Source organism: Candidatus Stygibacter australis (genome assembly GCA_030765845.1).
Taxonomy (GTDB): Bacteria; Cloacimonadota; Cloacimonadia; order Cloacimonadales; family TCS61; genus Stygibacter; species Stygibacter australis.
In genome coordinates this window covers 1-22570 of sequence record JAVCDJ010000066.1, presented here as the reverse complement: position 1 = coordinate 22570, position 22570 = coordinate 1, and the positions used below count along the sequence as shown (strand labels likewise).

Annotated in this window: 19 protein-coding genes; 13 read left to right on the top strand and 6 right to left on the bottom strand. The window is 38.4% G+C overall.

Annotation, left to right across the window (positions count from 1 at the left end; translation table 11 throughout):
- The 4 genes from RAO94_04140 to RAO94_04125 form a co-directional block, all read right to left on the bottom strand.
- Nucleotides 1–3341 (bottom strand): FG-GAP-like repeat-containing protein (locus tag RAO94_04140; GenBank protein ID MDP8321524.1); only part of this gene is annotated, 3341 nt, incomplete at its 3' end.
- 43 nt (nucleotides 3342–3384) lie between these two features.
- Nucleotides 3385–3693 carry a hypothetical protein gene (locus RAO94_04135; GenBank protein ID MDP8321523.1) on the bottom strand — a complete coding sequence of 103 codons (309 nt, stop codon included), beginning with the start codon at nucleotides 3691–3693 and terminating at the stop codon, nucleotides 3385–3387.
- Between the two features lie 160 nt (nucleotides 3694–3853).
- Nucleotides 3854–4159, bottom strand: coding sequence for a hypothetical protein (locus tag RAO94_04130; protein ID MDP8321522.1), 306 nt, complete (start codon nucleotides 4157–4159; stop codon nucleotides 3854–3856).
- A gap of 586 nt (nucleotides 4160–4745) precedes the next feature.
- Nucleotides 4746–6350 carry a T9SS type A sorting domain-containing protein gene (locus tag RAO94_04125; protein MDP8321521.1) on the bottom strand — a complete coding sequence of 535 codons (1605 nt, stop codon included), beginning with the start codon at nucleotides 6348–6350 and terminating at the stop codon, nucleotides 4746–4748.
- 171 nt (nucleotides 6351–6521) lie between these two features.
- Between RAO94_04125 and RAO94_04120 the strand changes: the two genes are divergently transcribed.
- Nucleotides 6522–7724, top strand: coding sequence for a glycosyltransferase family 4 protein (locus tag RAO94_04120; GenBank protein ID MDP8321520.1), 1203 nt, complete (start codon nucleotides 6522–6524; stop codon nucleotides 7722–7724).
- Between the two features lie 14 nt (nucleotides 7725–7738).
- Here the strand turns inward: RAO94_04120 and RAO94_04115 are convergent, their stop codons facing one another.
- Nucleotides 7739–8119, bottom strand: coding sequence for a hypothetical protein (locus RAO94_04115; protein ID MDP8321519.1), 381 nt, complete (start codon nucleotides 8117–8119; stop codon nucleotides 7739–7741).
- Between the two features lie 533 nt (nucleotides 8120–8652).
- On the opposite strand from RAO94_04115, the gene RAO94_04110 reads away from it, so the two are divergent.
- The 12 genes from RAO94_04110 to ftsY all read left to right on the top strand — a co-directional run bounded on the left by RAO94_04110 (nucleotide 8653) and on the right by ftsY (nucleotide 20496).
- The gene (locus tag RAO94_04110; protein MDP8321518.1) at nucleotides 8653–10629 is read left to right on the top strand and encodes a T9SS type A sorting domain-containing protein; all 1977 of its coding nucleotides are present in this window, start codon (nucleotides 8653–8655) and stop codon (nucleotides 10627–10629) included.
- A 237-nt stretch (nucleotides 10630–10866) separates the two neighbouring features.
- On the top strand, nucleotides 10867–12207 hold the full coding sequence (gene rsxC, locus RAO94_04105) for an electron transport complex subunit RsxC (protein MDP8321517.1): 1341 nt from the start codon (nucleotides 10867–10869) through the stop codon (nucleotides 12205–12207).
- A gap of 17 nt (nucleotides 12208–12224) precedes the next feature.
- On the top strand, nucleotides 12225–13298 hold the full coding sequence (locus tag RAO94_04100) for an RnfABCDGE type electron transport complex subunit D (protein ID MDP8321516.1): 1074 nt from the start codon (nucleotides 12225–12227) through the stop codon (nucleotides 13296–13298).
- On the top strand, nucleotides 13295–13897 hold the full coding sequence (locus RAO94_04095; protein MDP8321515.1) for an RnfABCDGE type electron transport complex subunit G: 603 nt from the start codon (nucleotides 13295–13297) through the stop codon (nucleotides 13895–13897). The genes RAO94_04100 and RAO94_04095 overlap by 4 nt, the downstream gene beginning before the upstream one ends.
- The gene (locus tag RAO94_04090) at nucleotides 13897–14493 is read left to right on the top strand and encodes an electron transport complex subunit E (protein ID MDP8321514.1); all 597 of its coding nucleotides are present in this window, start codon (nucleotides 13897–13899) and stop codon (nucleotides 14491–14493) included. The genes RAO94_04095 and RAO94_04090 overlap by 1 nt, the downstream gene beginning before the upstream one ends.
- A gap of 10 nt (nucleotides 14494–14503) precedes the next feature.
- The gene (rsxA, locus tag RAO94_04085; protein ID MDP8321513.1) at nucleotides 14504–15091 is read left to right on the top strand and encodes an electron transport complex subunit RsxA; all 588 of its coding nucleotides are present in this window, start codon (nucleotides 14504–14506) and stop codon (nucleotides 15089–15091) included.
- 12 nt (nucleotides 15092–15103) lie between these two features.
- The gene (locus RAO94_04080; GenBank protein MDP8321512.1) at nucleotides 15104–15979 is read left to right on the top strand and encodes a Fe-S cluster domain-containing protein; all 876 of its coding nucleotides are present in this window, start codon (nucleotides 15104–15106) and stop codon (nucleotides 15977–15979) included.
- A gap of 137 nt (nucleotides 15980–16116) precedes the next feature.
- Complete coding sequence (locus RAO94_04075; protein ID MDP8321511.1) at nucleotides 16117–16764, top strand: tetratricopeptide repeat protein; 648 nt, start codon at nucleotides 16117–16119, stop codon at nucleotides 16762–16764.
- 53 nt (nucleotides 16765–16817) lie between these two features.
- Nucleotides 16818–17756, top strand: coding sequence for a hypothetical protein (locus RAO94_04070; GenBank protein MDP8321510.1), 939 nt, complete (start codon nucleotides 16818–16820; stop codon nucleotides 17754–17756).
- Nucleotides 17757–17773: 17 nt separating this feature from the next.
- A complete protein-coding gene (locus tag RAO94_04065; GenBank protein ID MDP8321509.1) occupies nucleotides 17774–18883 on the top strand; it encodes an N-acetylmuramoyl-L-alanine amidase in 1110 nt (369 codons plus the stop codon).
- 180 nt (nucleotides 18884–19063) lie between these two features.
- Nucleotides 19064–19333 carry a 30S ribosomal protein S20 gene (gene rpsT, locus RAO94_04060; GenBank protein ID MDP8321508.1) on the top strand — a complete coding sequence of 90 codons (270 nt, stop codon included), beginning with the start codon at nucleotides 19064–19066 and terminating at the stop codon, nucleotides 19331–19333.
- Nucleotides 19334–19440: 107 nt separating this feature from the next.
- Nucleotides 19441–20496 carry a signal recognition particle-docking protein FtsY gene (ftsY, locus tag RAO94_04055; GenBank protein ID MDP8321507.1) on the top strand — a complete coding sequence of 352 codons (1056 nt, stop codon included), beginning with the start codon at nucleotides 19441–19443 and terminating at the stop codon, nucleotides 20494–20496.
- Between the two features lie 18 nt (nucleotides 20497–20514).
- On the opposite strand, the gene RAO94_04050 is transcribed toward ftsY, so the two are convergent.
- The coding region (locus tag RAO94_04050) for an ATP-binding protein (protein MDP8321506.1) at nucleotides 20515–22570 on the bottom strand (2056 nt) is incomplete at its 5' end.

Here is a 22570-nt window from a genome sequence, read left to right as displayed (position 1 = left end):
GAACCTCCACGAATACCGTAACCTCCATTATTAGTTACAATGTTATCAATATAATCTCCCGAACCTCCAAAGATACCGTCTCCACCATTATCATTTACTGTGTTATTAGTAAAATTGCCATTACCCCCACAATAGATGCCATAAAGCCCATTTTCATTTACTGTGTTATCAAGATAATCTCCAGAATAACCACGAATACCGAAACCTCCATTATTAGTTACAATGTTATTAGTATAAACTCCAGAAGAACCATGAATACCGTATCCTCCATTATAGGTAATTATGTTAGCATCAAAGACCGCATTAGATGTCAAAGAATGTATTCCATTAAAATTGGTACCGGTGGTACCGGTTATCGAATTGTTTATAAATATCTTACCTCCATTTATGCCAGTAGTAAAATTAGTGTTATTCCAATTTGAAATAGCTGTGTTTATTATACATGAATTACTTCCTTGAGATATCCCATTAAGTGTATTTTCGATATTACAGCTATTAATATACATATCCGCAGTAGTCACTAAGGGGGTATTGCAATTATTAAAATTCACGAACTGCATCGTATTACCCGAAATATATTGATAATTCTCATCAATCAACAACGAATCTCTATCAAAAGTAACATATATGTATTCAATACCATGCCATCTACCTGATGTCTCAGAATATCCATCAATATTTACTAGATCATCTACTGTCCCATATATAAAGAGATTACCGCCAATTTCTAATTTTACTCCGCTATTGAATTTAAGTGTTACTCCCGATTCAATGGTCAAATCCTTGTTAAAAGCCGTGTGAGGTTCGGTAGATAACCAATAAGGTGAATTTTCGCTTATAAGAGTTCTATTATCAGCTATCAAACCATCTATCATGGGAAATTGCTGTTCTGTTTGATAAACAGTCGTCAGCATCCAGTATGTCCCATTATAATTAGACCATATCTCATTGCCCAGATGATCAGTTGCCTTCACTTTCCAGAAATAGGTAGTCCCTAATTCCAGATCTCGAGAAGGATATAAATATGTATTTTGTGTTTCATATATTACCGTTTGCTCTGCTGTAAATATTGGAGATTTCGATATGTAAACTTCATAAATCGGCAATAAATTTCTGCTTGAAAGAGCTGATGTCCATTCTAATCTTGGAAATATATCGATATCAACGGAATAACTGGAAGGTGATAATAAAGTAAACTCGCTGAATATAAAGGTTGCTATTAAATCGTTCTTTGTTACTGTCTCCGTATATGTATTATCTTCATCAGAAACAGTTAATGATACAGTGTAAGTTCCTGTTTCTGTATAAGTATAAACAGGATTCTGCTCATAACTATCAATATTACCATCATTATCAAAATCCCATTGCCAGTTTGTAACATCTAAACGGGATAAATCGGTAAATTGTACTTCCAAAGGTATTGTACCTGTTGCGTGATCTAAAGTAAAATCCGTAATAGAATGAATATTTTGCTCGTAATGATATATCTTACCGTAAATCTCCCCAATTAACATATCCAATAAACCATTCCCATTAAGATCGGTAAAAGTTGGTTTCGAAAACTGCCCTACATTAATTGAATTGAAGTTCTCTGTAACTAAAACAAATGAAGTAGAGTTTTCGGCATTCTGCACGTAATGATAAATATTTCCATACCTTTCACCTATAAGCATATCTAATCGACCATCCCCATCAAGATCAGTAAAAGTTGGTACTGAATAACTCCCAACATCAATTGAATTGAAATTCTCTGTAACTAAAACAAATGAAGTAGAGTTTTCGGCAATCTGCTCGTAATGATTAATTTTTCCGTCACCTTCTCCAATAATCATATCCAGTAAACTATCCCCATCAAGATCGGTAAAAGTTGGTTCTGAATAATCCCCAACAGCAATTGAATTGAAGTTTTCTGTAACTAAATTAAATGAAGTTGAGTTTTCTGCAATTTGCTCGTAATGATATATATTCCCAACCAGTTCACCAATTAACATATCCAGCAAACCATCCCCATCAAGATCGGTAAAACTTGGTGCTGAAAGTAACCCAACATCAATTGAATTGAAGTTTTCTGTAACTAAATTAAATGAAGTTGAGTTTTCTGCAATTTGCTCGCAATGATATATATATCCATCTTGTTTTCCAATTAACATATCCAGCAAACCATCCCCATCAAGATCAGTAAAAGTTGGTCCTGAATACTCCCCGACATCAATTGAATTGAAGTTTTCTGTTATTAATGAAAATTCCGGCAATTCAATTATATCTGTTTTTGTGCTGGCACCATAATTATTTGTTACCGTTAATGAAACAGTATGTTCACCATAAAAAAGATAGCTAAAAGAAGGATTATTCTCATAACTGTCAATAATCCCATCATTATCAAAATCCCATTCGCAAGTCCATGTTTCATTTATATAGCTATGGGATAAATCGGTGAATTGTACTTCTATAGGTACCTGTTCGGACATAAGGTTGTAAGAGAAATCTGATACAATAAATGCAAATTCATAATGATTGATATTTCCATTATATTCCCCGATTAGCATATCCAGCAAACCGTCTCCATCAAGATCAGTAAAAGTTGGTTTTGAATTCTCCCCGACATCAATTAAATTGAAGTTTTCTGTTACTAAACTAAATGAAGTTGAGTTTTCTGAATTTTGCTCATAATGATTAATACTTCCATCCCATTCCCCGATCAGCATATCCAGTAAACCATCCCCGTCAAGGTCAATAAAGCTTGGGGCTGAATTGCTGCCAACATGAATTGAATTGAAGTTTTCTGTAACTAAATGAAATGAGGCAGAATTTATTCCATTTTGCTCGTAATGATATATATTACCATTATTTTCTCCTATTAGCATATCCAGTAATCCATCCCCGTCAAGGTCAATAAAGCTTGGGGCTGAATTATACCCAACATCAATTGAATTGAAGTTTTCTGTAACTAAATGAAATGAGGCAGAATTTATTCCATTTTGCTCGTAATGATTTATATTACCAGCACTTTCTCCGATCAATATATCTAGCAAACCATCCCCATCAAGGTCAGTTAATGATGGTGCTGAACCACTCCCGACATCAATTGAATTGAAGTTTTCTGTTACTAAGCTAAATGAAGTTGAGTTTTCTGAATTTTGCTCGTAACGATTTATATGACCAGAATCTTCTCCTATTAACATATCCAGTAATCCATCACCATCAAGATCAGTATAACTTGGGGCTGAACTATACTCAACATCAATTGAATTGAAGCTTTCTGAAACAAGTTCAAAAGTATTCTGAGCAAAAGCAAATAACGAAAAAACCAGTAAAACAGAAATAATTAAAGTCTTTTCCATATCGTCTCCATTAAGTTATATCATCCAAATCAAATAAGTTATATTACCAGCTACAATGCTTACATTTATTAAGTTTATATTCACCGAGAAAATCACCAGTTATTAAATCATAAATCGGGATTTTTGTGCCATCATTGAAGTAGTGAATAGGAATAATTCCAATATTTGTAATACCAATATAATTTTCTAAATTTGCAATATGCAAATTATGTGAATCATAAAAGTTTTCATCTACTTTATGCAATTCTTCTGTTTCTGGGTTTAAGATATAATCGAAACCAATTTCTTTGAATTCTTTAAAAATTATAAGATTCTTTAAAATTTTCCCATTAATTCTCATTTGTTCTGTCATAGTTAAATCTCCTTAACGTTTATGAAACAAACTAAAATACTCCAATTTATAATGTCAATCTTTTACATGTTGCCAGTTTTTCTTAATACTATTCTGATTTTGAAATCATTATTTTTACATGTAATTGACGCTATCTACAATTTATAGGAGTTTTTCAGAATTATTCTCCTTTTTCTAAAATACTAAGGATTTCTTTTTTCCACCAATTTCCCTTTTCTTTAATAGGAACTCGTTTACCCATTCCTATCTGCTGAGCAAGAGCACCAAGTTCTTCTGCATCCTTGGGTTTCCACCCTTTTTGTTCTGCCCATAATGTAATTTCATTAGCTAGGAGTATTTCACCATTATCATGAAGCTTAACAAATAAATCTTTTGTGGGATTCATATCATCTGGATTTGCAAGACCTGTTGAAAGATTTACCCTTCTTGTTATAGCCTTCAGCGAGTTTTCTAGTAATTTAGTCATAAGTTTACCTCCTTTTATAGAGAAGATTGCATTACCTTTCTCTTTGACGTTATTATATAGCTATAAAGTACTTTCTGTCAAGAAATATTTTATAAAATCTAAATCTCATAAGTGAGACTGTTCTTTGTAATTGATTTATCCCTTTCAGGGAATATGTCTATTTCACAAAAATTGAAAACATGCAATGATATCAATTACTGCATTGAATAGTCTCTGAGATGATGACTTAATCTAGTCCCTACTTCTCATGGAACTCATCATATTTCCCCGATCGTTTATTCTAACCAATTATATCTTAAATCTCGTAACTGCTCAAATTCATCTGCTGTCATGCAGAAAATCCCCTCCCCACCGCTTATTCTATATTATACAATAACTTACATTACTCCCATAACTCTATCTTCACCCCCTGGACCCTCCCTGTGGGTTCCCTGTGGCTTTAATTAGCAAACAATTAAGTTAGAGATTCAATCTATAACAATAGTAATATAAAGTGAAATAGAATATATTTTTTAAATTAAATAAAAAAGAACCTTGCTTATTTAAAAGCAAGGTTCTTTTGATAGATACAATTATCAGTTATACCTTATTTCATTAATAATATTTTGGCTGTTTTATTGAGTTTACCATTAACAGAAATTCTCACCAGATATACACCAGAAGGCTGAATATTATCAGATTTATCTCTGCCCATCCAATTGATCTGATGTGCTCCACTTGCAAAATTACCGCGGCAAAGAGTTTGAATAAGCCGTCCCCTGATATCATAAACGCCAATTTCCACAAGTGCTGCTTCTGAAAGCTGATAGGCGATAGTGACTTCTGGATTAAAGGGATTAGGATAGACTGATTTCAGAGTGCAAATCTGAACTGGTGAAGCATTATCTTCTGTTGTACCGGTAACTATTTTTTCAATGGGATTAGATAGTGCAGCTTCGGAATTGATCCCGCTTGTGTAATGAGCGATCACGGCATATTGCCAGATATTGGCTGGTAATTCTGCCCATCCCTCATCAATATATTCATTTTCCAAGGTGTCTTCAATCATTAAATCCCAGAGTTCAGGATTTCCGCTGAAGCATTCCAGGAAACGATAAACACTGTAACTTTCCAGCATTCTCAAGTCTGGAGCATCCCAACTAACCGTAACTTCCTCATATTGCACTGTTTCTTCTGCTGTAACATTTTCGACGGGGTAGGGGGTTTCCATCAAGATGATCGTACCCAGATCAATATCATCCAGACTCACCATAATTTCGTCACTATACAGATCATAGCCATCTTTGGATATTTCCAGATCATAATTAGCATTATAATCTACTTCCTCAAAAATAAAATCACCATTCTCATCAGTTTCTGTTTCATAATCAGTATTTCCGGCAAGTGTTACCAGACAGTCCGGCAGGCCGGTTTCAGGAGAATCATTGCCGACCACATGTCCCTGGACGATCACAATTTCATCTGGAGCAGCAATCCAGGCAGCTCCGCCTGTGGAATGATATGTGGGATAGGGATTAGGGAATTCCACCCATTCACCGCCAGCACCTTGAGCGATGTCATAAGCAAAATAGGGAATCCCGTCATCTCCGCGGGTTGCTGTCAGGAATACGGTATTATCGCCCACTGCCATCCCGCGTCCCTGTCCATTAGTAGCGGGAATACTCCCGGCAAGCTGGATCATTTCACCACTGTCTATATTAATGGAATACAGCCCTGAAGCACCATATTCAGTATAGCCATAAAAAAGATCATCATCAGGATTATAATCAAGCGCAAAAAAGCGGAAAGCTCCCACATCCAGTGCCAGTTCTGTAGCACCAGTATCTGTATCAATGCTGTAGATCCCGCGGGGAGTGGCATAATTAGAATAACCCCACAGCGTATCTCTACCATAGGCAAGGGCACTCATGTCATTCACTATAGTGCATATCTGCTGGGGATCAAGGATTAGGCTTGCCTGATAGAGATGAGTGGTAAATGCTCCTTCGCAGAGATATATCCTGCCATCAGGTGTTGCTGCTGCCCCACTCACATCCATAGAGAAAAGACTGCTCCATTCTATCTCAGGAAATCCTTCCATATCACTTTGATAAGTAACTGGTGATGAGCCTTCCAACCCAACAAATAGAGTACCTTCTGCACATAAAAAAACAATAGAGAAAAGAATTATTATAAACATCAAAGCTCTCATATTACCTCCACTTTATTACTTCAATTCAGAGTATTTTTATATGTTGAACTATAAATTCACTTTATGAGGTGTCAAGTGATTCAACTGTCCACTCAGTTTATTTTAGTTTCTGCTTGCCTCAAAGTCTATTATCTTATTTATGGAAATAAAAAATAGAGGGCTTATGGAAATATGAGAATTCTTCATTTACTGGCACAAAGACCTGGTCTCACTGGCAGTGGAGTATATCTGCAGTCAATAGTAAGACTGGCAGATGCTGAAGGGCATCAGCAGGCCGTGATATGTGGAATCCCGGCTGGAGAGGTGATAAGTTTTGATGCAAAATATCAGCCTGAGCAATATGCCGTATTTTTTGAAACCACTGAATTACCTTTCCCAGTTACGGGTATGAGCAATGTGATGCCCTATAAAAGCACGCGTTATAATCAGTTAAAAGGTAAAATGCTCCAGCAGTGGAAAACTGCATTTACCCAGCAGATAACCAAAGCTATCGAAGAGTTTCAGCCGGATATTATCCTGAGTCACCATCTTTGGCTGCTCTCAGCTCTTGCTTTGCAGATTACTTCTGATATTCCCATATATTTGATCAATCATGGCACTGCACTCAGGCAAACAAAATTCTGTCCCCACCTCGCTGCTGAGATCGTGCCACATTTGCAAAGAGCTGATCTGGTGTATGCCCTGAATGAAACACAAAGGGATAAACTCATCAAAGAATTCCAGCTTGATCCTGAGAAAATAAAAATTACTGGTAATGGCTATAATGAAGCCGTTTTCTATTTTGAGAAGCGACAGCCAAATAAAATTAAGAAACTGGTTTATGCAGGAAAAATTGCTTATGCCAAAGGAATCCGTGAATTACTATTTTCTTTGAATTCCATATCCGCTTCCGAAGTAAAATTTGAGCTGACGCTATGCGGCTCTGGTGCTGGTAATGAACTGCAGGAAATAAAGTCTTTAGCTGAAAAGTGTACTTTTCCGATCACATTTACGGGTAATCTTACTCAGCCTGAATTGGCAGATATCTTCCGAGCTTCAGATATTTTTATCCTGCCTTCATACTATGAAGGATTACCGCTTGTGTTGATTGAAGCTCTTGCCTGTGGATTGCAGGTGATAGTAAATGACCTTGCAGGACTCAAAGAATGGCTGGAGAAAGCGATCAGCAATTCAAAGATGATAGATTTTGTTACTCCTCCCGAGCTGAATGATGTTTATGAGCCCCTCCCTGCAGAAATACCCGCCTATTGCCTGAGATTAAAGGAGGCCATACATCATAGTCTGAAACTTAAATCCCAGGAATATGACCTTTGCAATGATATCAGAAATTTCTCCTGGATAGAAGTATATAACAGAATAAAACAATACTGGTAAACGAATTTTAGTATTTAAATCTGCTTCTGTTTCTTCTGGCAGTTATAGTACATGAGCAGCATTAATCCAAGGATGAATAGCGGTATTGTGATCGCAAATAAGGCAAAGGGATTATCCGTGAATGCTCCAAAAAATACTCCTGCTGCTAGGGCAAAAATTATCAGTATAATACTGCCGATCAATTCAGATTTCCAGACTATCCAGTTGATAATAAAAAGCAGCAGCCAGGGCAAGGCATTAGGAGAATTCTTGATAACACCCTTGAACCCACCACCATAACCTTCTGAACCTGAAAGCAGAGCAAATATAAATATCAGGATCGTGAACACCAGTAGAAACCAGCGCGTGAAATTCCGGCAAAACAAAGTAATCTTCTGACATCGTAACTCTTCCATAATAACTCCTGAACAAGAAGTTGGTTTTTATTGCATTTATGTCAAGGGAGAAGGGGAAAGTGAATGCAAAGCGTGAATCGTTAAGAAGAAAAATGACCCGAAAAGTAACTTTTAATCAGAAAAAAATCATCATTTACCAAAACATTTTCAGGCGCGTAAGTGTAGAACACCCGGAACAACAAAGCACTATCTAACAAAAAAATGTCACTATGTGCTTTGTTGTTCCACTTCTAAGTCGGCTGTTGACATCTTTGATGAGCAAAAGATTGTGAAATAATAAGATATATCTTGGGAGGTGAAGTTTACATAATATTTTCAGGTTTTGGGGATAAAAGGTTCATAAAACGATTCTGATTGGGGTAAACGTATGATGATGAGAAGATGTGAGAGAGTATTTTATTATTTTCAATGGACAGGATGGAGGGAGTGGACAGGATGGACATGATGAATTTACTTGACAGGGATAGAAGGAAATATGATATTTAAATCAGGTTTAGGAGCGCTTAAGAGTGAAGATCAAATTAGGAGTTATTATGAAAGTACGAATCAGTAATTTACAGTTTTTAGTAATTTTGGTATTTTTATTTTCAGGTTCAATGTTAGCAGGAGCAGAAAGGATAGTGGTTGACTGGGAATGGGATACAGCTCCCATAGAAATGGTTGAGCATAATAGAGCAGATTTTCAGGGTGAGCATCAGGCTCCGATAGCTGTAAGTGGCGTTGAAGATGACAGGATTTATTTAATTCAACGTATTTTTAGTACCGAGGGTAATTTATATACTGCGAGTATTTCTTCTGAAGGAGAAATTGTGGAAGAGATTGCTGATTATCCCGGTATATCAGCGGCTTTAATTCAAGAGCCATTAACAGGTAATTATCTGGGTGTTTTTACTGCTTCTGATGGGATGGACTATGAGAATAATCTATTTTATAATCAGTATGCCCAAAGTGGAATACCCTTAAGCTGGATACATCCTGCCATAGTTGTAATTGATGAAGATACTCCAACATTTACAGATAATGATACTTTCAGATTTCCGCAATTAGTGATAGGAGCATCACCAGAAGGAGCATCATATCGTCGGTTGTATTATATTGCCAGAAATATGGAATGTTCGGACGGTGAGATGGCATTGCCAAGTGAAAATGCTGTCATTGCTTATCTGGATTATAATGCTGAGGATATGCTGGCAGGAGAGTTTGAAGATTGGACTTACATTTCTATACCAACTCTTGATGGCTGGAACCAGGAAGTGCCGGAGTGGGGTTATCCGCATTATAGTATTACAGCGGTTGATAATTATCTTGTATGTATGGGGAGTGTAAGATTGGATGAGCAGGCATTCGGTGATATGTTTTGTCTGGTAAATGATAATTACGGTGAGGGAGACTGGGAAGTATATCAATCTGACTGGGCTTTTGATATAACAGAGGAAGCTGGAGAAGTGCTGCCGGCAACAATGCGGGTTTATCAGATAGAATTTTTAAGTGATAAGTTCAATATGCTGCCAGTGAACCGAGATGGAGAGCAATTGGTTTGCTGGGCTGGGAATATGGGAATAGTGTTTGATTTGGTTAATCATATTGGCTGGTATGATCCAGTAAATCAGATGGTATATCCCAAATTATTCAATTTTAATCTTACTACCGAGGAATTTGGTTTTACAGATATTTATCCTGCTGGAGCAGCGGCTAATGATGATAATCCGATGCTGCCGTGGGACTTGGATGAGGATGGGGAAGTTGATGAGTATGATCCGGGAAATAATCCGATGTGGGTGCATGGCTGGCCAATATTCTATCCAGGGATGGAAAGTGCTTTTTATACCAATGAGAATTTTATTGCTTCAAATAGTGATGAAGGCTGGCTGGCTTATGTTTGGGTGGATGGGACTAATGCCCAAAGATTCTATTATGGTGATGAAAATTATGAGGAATGGGCGGAATATTCGGAGATAGCGATTTGCGTATCCGGTGATAATGGTATTACCTGGAGTGAACCGGTATTTTTAAATGGTAATCCCAATAGCGAGAATTTCGTTGCAGAGCTTGAGGACAAAACTCTCTGTATTGTATATCCGGCAGAACGGATAACTGATGCTGGTGATGGCACTGGTATTCTGCATCTGAGTATAATTGGTGATAGTGATATGGAAATGTTTAACTGGAGTGATGCTATTACATATTATGCCAGTCTGGCAATAGATTTTGAGTCAGTTAGTGAGGTGAGTGCAGAAGAAATAAGCTCGGGAATTGGAAAAATAACTAACTATCCCAATCCTTTTAATCCTGAAACTAAGATCATTTATGAAGTGGCAGCTACCGGGGATGTGAATCTGAGTATTTATAATATCAGAGGGCAGAAGATCACTGAACTGGTTAATGAGCATAAAGCTGAAGGCGAATATGAGGTGAACTGGCGAGCAGATGATGTACCCAGTGGAGTCTATTTTGTGAGAATGAAAAGTGCAGGTTGGCAAGGAGTGCATAAGCTGGTATTGATGAAGTAGGAGGAAGAATTTTTTATGGACGAAATGGACATGATGGACTGAATGGACATTGTGTGAAAGGTCTATTTTGTCCATTTAGTCCATTGGGTCTATGAGGTAATGAATTTTGGGATTGGGGCAGTGAGTGGAATTATAACAATTGTAAAAGAGAACGAAATCAAAGAAAAATAACTTGCTATCTGAGAAAGAGTGTGAATTTTGGTTACAAAACAGAGAAAATCTATAAGGGGAGTAACTATGGGATTGAAAACGTTCCCTGGTGGGGTACATTCCCACGATAACAAGGAATATTCCCGTTCAGCAGCAATCGAGCCAATGCCAATTCCAGCAAAGGTTTATGTGCATTTATCACAGCACATAGGTGCGCCGGCAAAAGCGATTGTTAAGCCAGGTGATGAAGTACTGGCTGGTCAAAAGATCGCCGAAGCGGGGGGATTTGTATCAATACCAATGCATGCACCGATTTCAGGCAAGGTAACCAAAATTGCTTCATATCCACATCCAGCGGGAACTACCGGGACAGCAATTGAGATTACTGGTGATGGTGAAGACAAATGGGTGGAGCTTACAGATGATTCGGGTTATGGTTGTCTGGAGGTGGATGAGATGAAGAAGCGGATATCAGAAGCTGGTATTTGCGGAATGGGCGGCGCAGGCTTTCCCACTCATGTGAAGCTTTCACCACCGGCAGATAAGCCGATTGACACAGTAATCCTGAATGGAGTGGAATGCGAGCCTTATTTAACGGCAGATTACCGTTTAATGCTTGAGCAGCCGGAAGCGATTCTGGAAGGCTTGAAACTGATCATGAAGATAGTGGGAGCCAAACAGGGTGTTATTGGTATCGAAGCTAATAAGCCTGATTGCATCAAGTTATTAAGAAATCTGACAGCAGATGATGCCGCAATTCGGATTGATGCTTTAAAATTAAAGTATCCGCAGGGAGCAGAGAAGCAATTGATCTATGCCTGCACAAAGCGTAAAGTGCCCAATAAGGGTGGATTACCTATGGCAGTGGGCGTAGTGGTTCAGAATGTGGGTACAGCAATTGCAGTATATGAAGCTATCCGTTATCAGAAACCATTGATCAAAAGAGTGATCACAGTATCTGGGAAGATCGTGAAGAATCCCAAAAATATCAAGGCAAGGATCGGAACTTTATATAGTGAATTGCTTGATTTTTGCGGGGGGACAACAGAGGATATATCTAAGATAATATCAGGTGGCCCCATGATGGGATTTGCGATATCAGATCTGGATACTCCGATGGTCAAGGGCAGTTCAGGACTGCTTTTATTCAATAAAAAAGAAGCTGCAAAGGATGCGGAGCATACTTGTGTACGTTGTGGATTATGCGTGGAAGTGTGTCCAATGAATCTGATACCAAGTCTGATCGTTAAAAATGCCAAGTATCAGGACTGGGATCTGGTGGAAAAATATGGAGTGATGGACTGCATGAAATGCGGTTCTTGTTCATTTATATGTCCAGCACAGATCAAACTGATACAATGGATAGATATAGGCAAGCTGGAAGTGGGTAAGCGAATGCGAGCCCGTACTCAACTTGGAAAGGCTTAGGGGAGGAAAAACAGAAAATGATTAATAATTTAAAAGTTTCAGCAGCTCCTCATTTGAAGGCAAGGAATATGACTGTGAGTGCCATTATGTGGCAGGTGGTTTTGGCAATGGTGCCGGCGATGCTGGCAGCGATATTCTTTTTTGGGATCAGATCACTGGCTCTTACGGCTTATGCTGTAGTGGCAGCGGTTCTCACAGAGTATATAATTCAGAAACTCCGCGGAGTGCCAGTAACAATATCAGATGGCTCAGCAGTAGTTACAGGAATATTATTGGCATTTAATATCAATGTGGCAAGTCCCTGGTGGCTGCCAGTTATCGGCAGCGTGTTTGCTATCGCAATAGGCAAGCAGGTGTTTGGCGGATTAGGTCATAATTTATTTAATCCAGCTTTACTGGGAAGAGCTTTTCTGCTGGCAAGCTGGCCCTCACTGGTAACAGCGCATTGGACCAAGACCCAGCCGGCATTTTCCATGATGTTCAAGAGCATTAATGGGTTGAATTTGAGCAGTTTGCAGAATGTGCCGGAAGCGATTACATCAGCAACACCTTTGGCAGCAGTGAAATCAGTACGTGAGCTGGCAGAGACAAATCCTGATCTTGCTCAGCAGGTGATGGACAGGATGGCAAGTCTGGATACAATATCACAGCTTTTTATTGGTAATATTGGCGGGGTTATCGGAGAAGTATCAGCCCTGGCACTTCTTATCGGGGCAGCGTATATGGCGTTCCGTTATATAATCAGCTGGCGGATACCAATGAGTTATATATTAACCGTATTTTTACTGACCTTTGCCTTTGGCGGACTGGGTGGATTGTTCTCAGCAAGTATATTATTACCATTTTATCATATATTTTCCGGTGGTTTAATATTGGGAGCATTCTTTATGGCAACGGATATGGTGACATCTCCAGTTACGAAAAGAGGGATGCTGATATTTGGAATAGGAGCGGGAGTATTAACGGCAGTTATCCGTCTTTGGGGAGGTTATCCCGAAGGAGTATCCTATTCGATATTACTAATGAACTGCTGCGTGCCACTGATAGATAGATGGACAGCACCCAAGCCATTTGGGGAGGTGCGCAAATGAAATATTTTATCAAATTAGGATTAGTATTATTATTGATAACAGCCATTGCGAGCGGGATATTAGCTTATGTGAATGGTATAACAGCAGATAAGATCAAGGGAAATAAAGTCCTTGCTGAGCAAGAAGCACGTAAAGAAGTTCTGAGTGATGCCAGCAGGTTTGAGCAGCGTACAGTGACCTTGCCGGCAGTAGCAGAAGAGCCTAATCCCTTAAAGAATAAGGCAGAGGAAGGTCCTAGGCAGTTTATGTATTATCTGGGATATGATAAAGATGATCAGTTGTCTGGTTATACTTTTGTAGCCAGTTTATATGGATATTCCAGTGAAGTGAAAACAATGGTGGGAGTGAATCTTGATATGACCATTTCCAAAATAAAAGTTATCGAACAGTCAGAGACACCCGGTTTGGGTGCCAATGCCTCCACCGCAGAATTTCAGGGCAGGTTTCTGAGTATGAATCAGGAGCAGCTTAAGGTAGATAAAGATGGTGGAGCAATTAAATCACTTACGGGTGCAACCATTACTTCTCGAGCCGTGACAAATTCCATAGCGGATGGTATGAAAATACTTGCTGATGCAGTAAGCGGGGAGGATAAATAATGAATTTATGGAAAGAATTTACTAAAGGATTCATTAAAGAGAACCCTGTTTTTATCATGGCTTTGGGTTTGTGCCCCACGCTGGCAGTTACTTCATCAGTGGAAAATGCAATTGGCATGGGACTGGCAGCCACGTTTGTGCTTACATGTTCAAATATTATCATCTCTCTGGTGAAGGATTTAATACCCAGTAAGATCAGAATACCCTGCTTCATTGTAGTAATAGCATCATTTGTGACAATTGTGGATCTGGTGATGAATGCATACACACCGGAAATTCATAAAGAGTCTGGGTTTATTTATTCCTTGATAGTGGTAAATTGCATAATTCTTGGCAGAGCAGAAGCATTTGCCAGTAAGAATAAAGTGTTGCCTTCCATTCTGGATGGACTGGGTATGGGCTTAGGCTTCACTCTTGCATTGGTAGTGATCGGCTCCATTAGAGAAGTATTGGGAGCAGGTCAATGGCTGGGTATGAATGTGATGCCCATGGCATATATAAAAAGTCCTATGCTGGTAGCAATACTGGCACCTGGTGCATTTATTATCATGGGACTCCTGATGGGTCTGATCAAATTAGTGAATAAAGGCAAATAGGGGGTAACAGATGTCATTTATAACACAAATATTTACACTGGCGGTATTTGCCATATTCGTTAATAACTTTGTATTATCAAAGTTCTTAGGTTTGTGCCCATATATTGGAGTATCCAAAAAGATAGATTCTGCTGTAGGTATGGGAATGGCAGTTATCTTCGTGATGACCATGGCTTCAACCTTTACCTGGTTGATCCAGGAATATTTATTAGTTCCCAATCATCTGGAATATTTACAGACAATCGCCTTTATATTAACTATTGCCTCACTGGTGCAGTTAGTGGAAATGGTGATCCAGAAAACAGCTCCTTCGCTTTATAAAGCGTTGGGAGTATTTTTGCCATTGATCACCACCAATTGTGCAGTGCTGGGAGTTTCCATTCTTAATATTCAGGAAAATTATAATTTTCTGGGAGCGATATTGAATGGTTTATTTTCCGGACTGGGTTTCACCCTTGTACTTGTATTGATGGCAGGATTACGGGAAAGACTGGAAAAATCAGAGGTTCCGGAAGCGATGAAGGGAATGCCAATTGCCTTTGTGATCGCCGGATGTATGGCACTTGCCTTTCTGGGATTTTCAGGACTTAATTTCTAAGCGGGGGAAATAATGATATATGCAATAATAATTTTGGGAGCTTTGGGATTGATCTATGGATTGGGACTGGCATTTGCCTCCAAGAAATTTCATGTGGAAGTTGACCCTAAGATAGAAGCGATAATAGAAGCGTTACCTAGTGCAAATTGTGGCGCCTGTGGCTACCCGGGATGTGCTGGCTATGCAGAAGCAATCGTGATGAATGATGAAGAGCTGAATAAATGTGCACCTGGTGGAGCTGCAGTAGTAGAAGAAATTGCCACGATCATGGGTAAGGAAGCCTCAGCAGCTGAACGCAAGGTTGCTGTGATCAAGTGCCAGAGTGGTGGAGCAAATAATACCTTTTTCAGATATGAATATCAGGGTGTGACTACCTGTAAAGCAGCAGTGATGATCAATAATGGTCCAAATCTTTGTTCCTGGGGCTGTGTATTTCAAAATGACTGCATTACAGCCTGTCAATTTGATGCTATCTCTCTTGATGAAAACGAGATGCGTATTGTTGATAAAGAAAAGTGTACTGGCTGTGGAGCTTGCGTAAAAGCCTGTCCGAGGGATTTGATAGAGCTTGCAGGAGAGAAGAAACGCGTTCATATCCTGTGTTCTTCACATGATAAAGGGGCAGAATCGCGTAAGGTTTGCGGTAATAAAACAGCTTGCATCGGCTGCACAATGTGCGTGAAGAAATGCCCAAAAGATGCAATTGAAATGAAGAATAATCTGGCAGTGCTGAATTATGATCTTTGTATCATGTGTGGATTATGTGCTGATGCCTGCCCCACGGGAGCCATCTTTGATCCCTTGAAAGAAGTGAGGGCACGCAAACGCGCTGAAGCCAAAAAGAAAGCAGAAGCAGCAAAACAGGCAGCAGCAGAAAAGGGTGAATAACCCAATTCAGGTTGTCCAAGTGAAATAATATGTGTGAGCCCCCTGGAAAAAGGGGTTCTTGCATAAAAAACAAGGCAGAATGATATGAATAACCAGAAAAATCTTGCCGTATTTATTTTGAAGAGCAAACTTGACTTATGTTTCAACATGTAACGGGAATTAGGGCTGAGATATGTCGGAAACGGGGTCAAAAGTTTCTGGTGAAGGGTAATAATGATAAGGCAGTGAAGTGTTTCCGGAAGGCATTGCAATTGTCAAAAAATACTGAGAATGTCTTTAATCTTGGGTTAGGTTTATTGAACCAGATGCAGCTTAAAGAAGCTGAGGAATACCTGAGCCAGGTAGCTAGCGAATTTCCTGAGAATGTTATCAGTGGACTGGCATATTTTGAAGTATTGTTACTACAGGAGAGATGGCAGGCAGCTATTGATCAGATTACAGCACTCATCGGATATGAGCCGGAGAATAAGAGATTTCTGATATTGAAGGAAATGGCTGAAGATGTAGTGCATCGTGAGAAATACAGGAATGCAAAAATACTGGGTTTCAAAGCATATGAATTGATGAAGCAGCGCAAGTATAAGGAAGCTTTGGAGCAATACGAAGAGGTACTGAATTTTGCTGCAGATGATGTGGAATTATTAAATAATATCGGGTATCTTTATCTAAAAAAAAGTAATTATACTCAGGCATACAGTTATTTTGAAAAAGCTCTGCTGCTGGAACCGGAGAATAGGAAATTGCGGCAGAATATGGCACTTGTGCGGAATAAACTGAGGAAGTAACCGGAGTGAATATGAGGAAGATCAGATTATTGTTGATTGTCGGTTTTTGTTTAATGAATTCATTACTATTAGCTAACACGCTCAAAGATTATTATCATTCAAATTATGGACCAGTAGAGCGAGTGGTTTTTGTGTTTGATGAACACCCACGATATAGATTGCGTGAGGATATATTATCTGTGAACCTTAGTTTTCTGGAATGTGGAAAGGTGGAAACGATCAGATCAATCCGAGTTCAGGATAATCCTGTAATAACTAATTTCACCTTTGTTCCTACGGATGCTTTTGTGGGAGTGCTGATAAATACTCATGATGAATATCGTCTGGACACATTTTTATTAAAAAGCGATGATGATTATAAGCTGGTTTTGGATATTTTTCAACATAAAGAACCATTGACTCCGGAAGAAGCAAGGGAATATGCGGAATTTTACCGGAATGTTAATAAATATAACCAGGCACTTTATTTTGAAAATGTAGCTGACAGTATGATAATTGAAAATCAAAGAGCAGAAATTAAGAAACTGGAAGCAGAAAAGAAAGCCGCTGAAGAAGCGAAGAAAATCAAAGAAGAACCCAAAAAGGAACCTAGCTATCCTGTGGTCTCAAAGCCAAAGGAAACAATCAAAGAAGAACCAGTTGAGACAAAGCAGGTTCCCGATAGAGATGAGAAAGACAATTTCTTGAAGGCAAATCTGCCAGCCAGCGTGTATGAAGTACTTGAGGATATTTATCTTGATAAAATGCTGATGTTCAGCATAATTGTGGTGTTTGGGGTAATTTTTATCATGCTGATGATGTCATTGATAAGAAGATTTCATAAACCTGCAAAAGTAACAGAAGAGCGTCCCTCAAACAGTTTCGGGACCCTGGAATTTCAAAGAGTAACAATAAGACGTTTGCTTTCGAATGGCTGGCAGACCGAAGAAATAGCCAAGGAATTAAATATAACCACTGATGAAGTGGAAGAACTGGGAAGAGGAATCAGTTAATAATACTGGAGGAAAATGTGAAAAGAATTCTGCTTAGTCTCTTACTAATTATTACCGGGATTTTAAGTGCATCAGTGATCATTGAATATGATGGTGATATTGACGGAGAAAAGATAAACGTCAGAAAATTTGGTGAAGTGGAATATTTTAATGTCTATGAGTTGAACAAAGTATTCCGGGCAATGGTCACTCCTGATCTGCTTGATGGCAGACTGCGGGTGAATATGTATGAAAAGGAGATTATCTTTTTACTTCAGTCAAGCTATGTAACATCTGGTAGAGAAGTATATAACATGACCTTTCCCGTAATCCTAAATGAGACGAAATACTATATACCGGTAAATTTTCTGCAGGAGATATTACCTTTGCTCTTCCCTGATCAGGTGGTTTATAAAATTGATGAAATAATTGCCCCAATCCCGGTGGACAACCGAATCAAATCGATTGTGATCGATCCCGGGCATGGGGGGGAAGATCCTGGTGCAGTAGGATTTTCAAATAAGAATTATGAGAAGGATATCACCCTGGCAATTGCTCAGAGGCTCAGGGACAGGATTACAGAAAATACTCAGATCAAAGTATATCTTACAAGAGAAGATGACCGGTTTGTATCACTGCGGGAAAGAACTGAATTTGCCAATGAGGTGAAAGCAGATCTATTTGTTTCCATTCATATTAATGCTCATAATGATAAAGATGTATCCGGGATCGAAGTGTACTATCTAAGCACAGCCAAAACTGATGATGCCAGAGCCACAGAAGCGTTGGAAAATGCTGTTGTATATCATTATGAAGGTGGAGAAGAAGCACTTGCCAAATATAATGATCTTGATTTTATCCTCACTGATATGGCACAGAACGAGCATCTTCAGGAGAGTCACGATCTTTGTGTAAATTTACAGAACAATCTGGTCGAAGTTACTGAGAGCAAAAATAGAGGGGTTAAACAAGCCAATTTCTATGTATTGCGTGGTGCTTTTATGCCAGCTGTTTTAATTGAAACCGGCTTTATAACTAATAAATATGAGGAGCGTAAGCTGGTGAAAGCCGGCTATCAGAACCAAATTGCCGAAGCATTGTATCAGGGAATTGATAGTTTTGTACGCCGTATAGAATTAATGCATTGATCCTTAAAAGGGTCATATATAATTATTATTCAAAGGATTAGAGTCGGCATAAAAGTGACAGAAACAGGTCATAAATAACTTGAAATATATATTTTATAATAAAAAATGTTAAAGTATTTGACACTTATTCGGCTTAACCTTTTTTGTCATCGTTAATTAAGAAGATATGGAGGATTGGGAATGCCTAATCATAAATCGTGTGAAAAGAGACTGAGGCAGGAAAAGAAAAGAGCTGCACGTAATCATTACGTGAAAAAGACAATAAATACTCTTCAAAAGAAAATGCACAGTGATGTGCCAATTGAAGAAAAAGAACAGGTTTTGCAGGAAGTTTATTCTGAACTGGATAAAGCTGCCAAAAAGGGAGTTATCCACAAACGTACTGCTTCACGGCGTAAATCACGTTTAGCAGCACATTTTAATAAAGAAAAAAATAGTACTAAAGAATAGTGCCAACTAAATAATCGGGCAGGTTTATATAACCTGCCCTTTTTTTATTGACTGGTTTTTTACCAAATCACTGATTGCATCTCAAAAGGTTAAATTCAGGAGGATAAATGCGGGAGTATCTGCTTTATATCATTATAGCATTCGTGCTGGTTGCCGGATTGATCATCTGGCTGCTGCTTAATAAAAGAAACAAGAAAAAAATAGAAACTGTCCCTGGTGATAGAACTGTTAAAATAGACAAGACAAAGCAAGTCTCTCTTCAGGATAGATTAGCTAAAACGAAAAGTGGATTTCTGGGTCAGATCTCAGAGCTCTTGAAGCTAAGGAGCAAAGTAGACGAGGAATTGCTTGAGGAGCTTGAAGAGGCTCTTATTAAGGCTGATGTAGGTGTGGTGACAAGTTGTGATATAATAGACAAATTGCGGGTGAGGATCAAGGAAGATAAAATTTCTGATACAGAAATAATTCAGAGTACAATTATCAAGATCATCAAAGATATGATGCTCGCAGATTATGCTGGGAAGCAGCCGGGTATCTTCCATCAGGATACCAAACCTTTAGTGATTTTATTCACGGGTGTAAATGGAGTGGGTAAAACTACTACTATTGGCAAGCTGGCAAAACGTTATGTAGATTCTGGAAAATCAGTATTGATGATTGCAGCAGATACATTCAGGGCAGCAGCAATTGATCAACTGGCAATATGGGCAGAACGTGCCGGAGCTGAGATCTCCCGCCAAAATCAGGGAGCTGATCCATCATCAGTAGTATTTGACGGATTAAAAAAAGCGTTGAGTTCAAATATTGATATAGTATTAATTGATACTGCCGGCAGGCAGCACACTAAGATCAATTTGATGAATGAATTGAATAAAATTGATCGGACTATCAAGAAAGTTATTCCAGATGCTCCTCACGAATCTCTATTAGTGGTAGATGCTACAACAGGTCAGAATGCTTTAACTCAGGCAGAAATATTTGGTAAGGCAACAAATTTGAGTGGAGTGGTTCTCACTAAGCTGGATGGTACTGCCAAGGGTGGAATTGTAATTGGAATAAAGCACCATCTTGATGTACCGGTAAAATTAATTGGAGTGGGAGAAACAAACGCAGATCTGCGTGATTTCTCTGTAGATGAATTCTTAAAGGCTATTTTTGATTAATTAAACCTAATCTGTTTTCTATTTATTTATATATCTGATATCCAAGGGGAGTATAATAGTGAAAACAGCTCCCTTTTCCAGATTTTCGACTTTGATCTCTCCCTTCATATGCTTCTCAATTATCGTTTTACTCATATATAGACCCAAACCAGTTCCTTTTGTATCCTGCTTTGTAGTAAAATAGGGATCAAATACTTTCTCTAGAATATCAGGGTTTATTCCGCCAGCATTATCCTTCACCAATATTTTCACCTTATCCCCCATGGTCTCCATGATCACATTGATGTTGGCATTTTTGGCTTTATTTTCCTGAATTGCATCTTTGGAATTACTGAGCACATTAATTAAAACCTGTGAAAACTCTCTGGCATAACTTGTTATAGAACATTTTTTAAGTTCAGGGATTATTTCAATTCCCTGTTTGCCATACATGTCCTTGAGAATATTAATGGTTTTCATGATCTGATTATCTAATTCAAATGGCATGGGCAAATTGTCAGGAGAAAAGAAATCTCTGAAATCATCAATTGTCTGAGACATGTGATTGATTACGGACATGCAAAGGTTTACTTTTTCTGAGAGATATTCTCTGCTGATCTCTCCGAAATCCCAGGCATCTAGAAAATCCTGGATGATCACAGCAATTGAGTTTAATGGCTGTCTCCATTGATGAGCAATATTTCCAATCATTTCACCCATTGCTGCCTGACGTGATTGGCGGATCATTAAAAGATCTTTATCACGCAGTTCAGCTAAGCGGATTTCTACTTCTTTTTCCAGTTTATTTTTAAGGTCAATCAATTCCTGGTTAGTTTCTTCCAACTCCAGGGCAATAGTTTTCAAACTATCAATATTATAGACAATACCGATCATTTTAAGGGGTTTACCTTGCTCATCCATTTCCCTGATCCTACCCAGGATATTGAACCAGACCCATTCCCCTTCACGATTTGGAATTCTCGCTTCCACAATCATTTCACTAAGTCTACCTTCCAGTATTGCATCAAATTGTTCCATAAAATTATTCCGGTCTGATTCATGGATAAATTTAAAAAGTCTGGCTGGCGACCATTTATGATCAGCAAATCGCTCATTAAAAATAGTTTTTTCCATGATTACTATATTATCGTCTGCATTCCACTCCCAACTGGACATTTTACCTGCTTCCAGAGCAAGATTCAGATGTTCCTGTTTCTTTTCCAATTTATCTAAAGCGGACTTCCAGTCAGTAAGGTCATAAATTGTGATCACCATACCATTAAGTGCACCTTGAGAATTATATACCGGATTGGAATATATTTCCAGGTATTTCCCTGTTTCACTGATAATTTCCATCCTTGCAGGTTTTTGAGTTTCCAGGGTGACATCTACAGGGCATTTCTTACAGGATTTATCTTTTTCATACCAGGCTTCAAAGCATTTATTTCCTAAGACTTTTTTATAATCTGCATCCATTAGATCAATTACTTTTTGATTTGCCCACAATATTTTGCGATCTGCGTCAATAAAATAAACTCCCTCATTGATAGTATCAAGCAATATTGATTTTAACTGGTTAGATTCCACAAGCTCATCTTCTATCTTTTTCTCCTTAGTTATATCTTCCACCAGAGTTGCAAACACATCCTCTTCATGCTGATAAGCAGTGATCCTCAGGGTTTTATGTAAGCCTTTTGCATCATGGATTTTAGTAAATGAACCACCATAACGGGCTATTTTATCATAATCCTCTAAAAGACTTTCAGAAACTTCCGAAAATACTTCCCTGATTGTTTTACCAGAAATATCATAATCATCGAGCCCAAGTTGCTGGCGAAAAGCTGGATTAACTTCCATAAACCTGATGTCTTCAATATTGCCCTCTTCATCACGAATGATCCTTCGCAAGGCAAAACCGGATTTCATTTCCATGAATAAAGAACGGTATTTAAGATCACTCGCAGTAAGAAGGTGCTTGTAATGCGAGAGCCGGTTTAGAAACATGACCCCCAATATCATACTGATCAATATCAATAGTGAAATAACCACCCGGTAATATAAACTGATCATCGGTTTATCAGAAAATATTTTATAA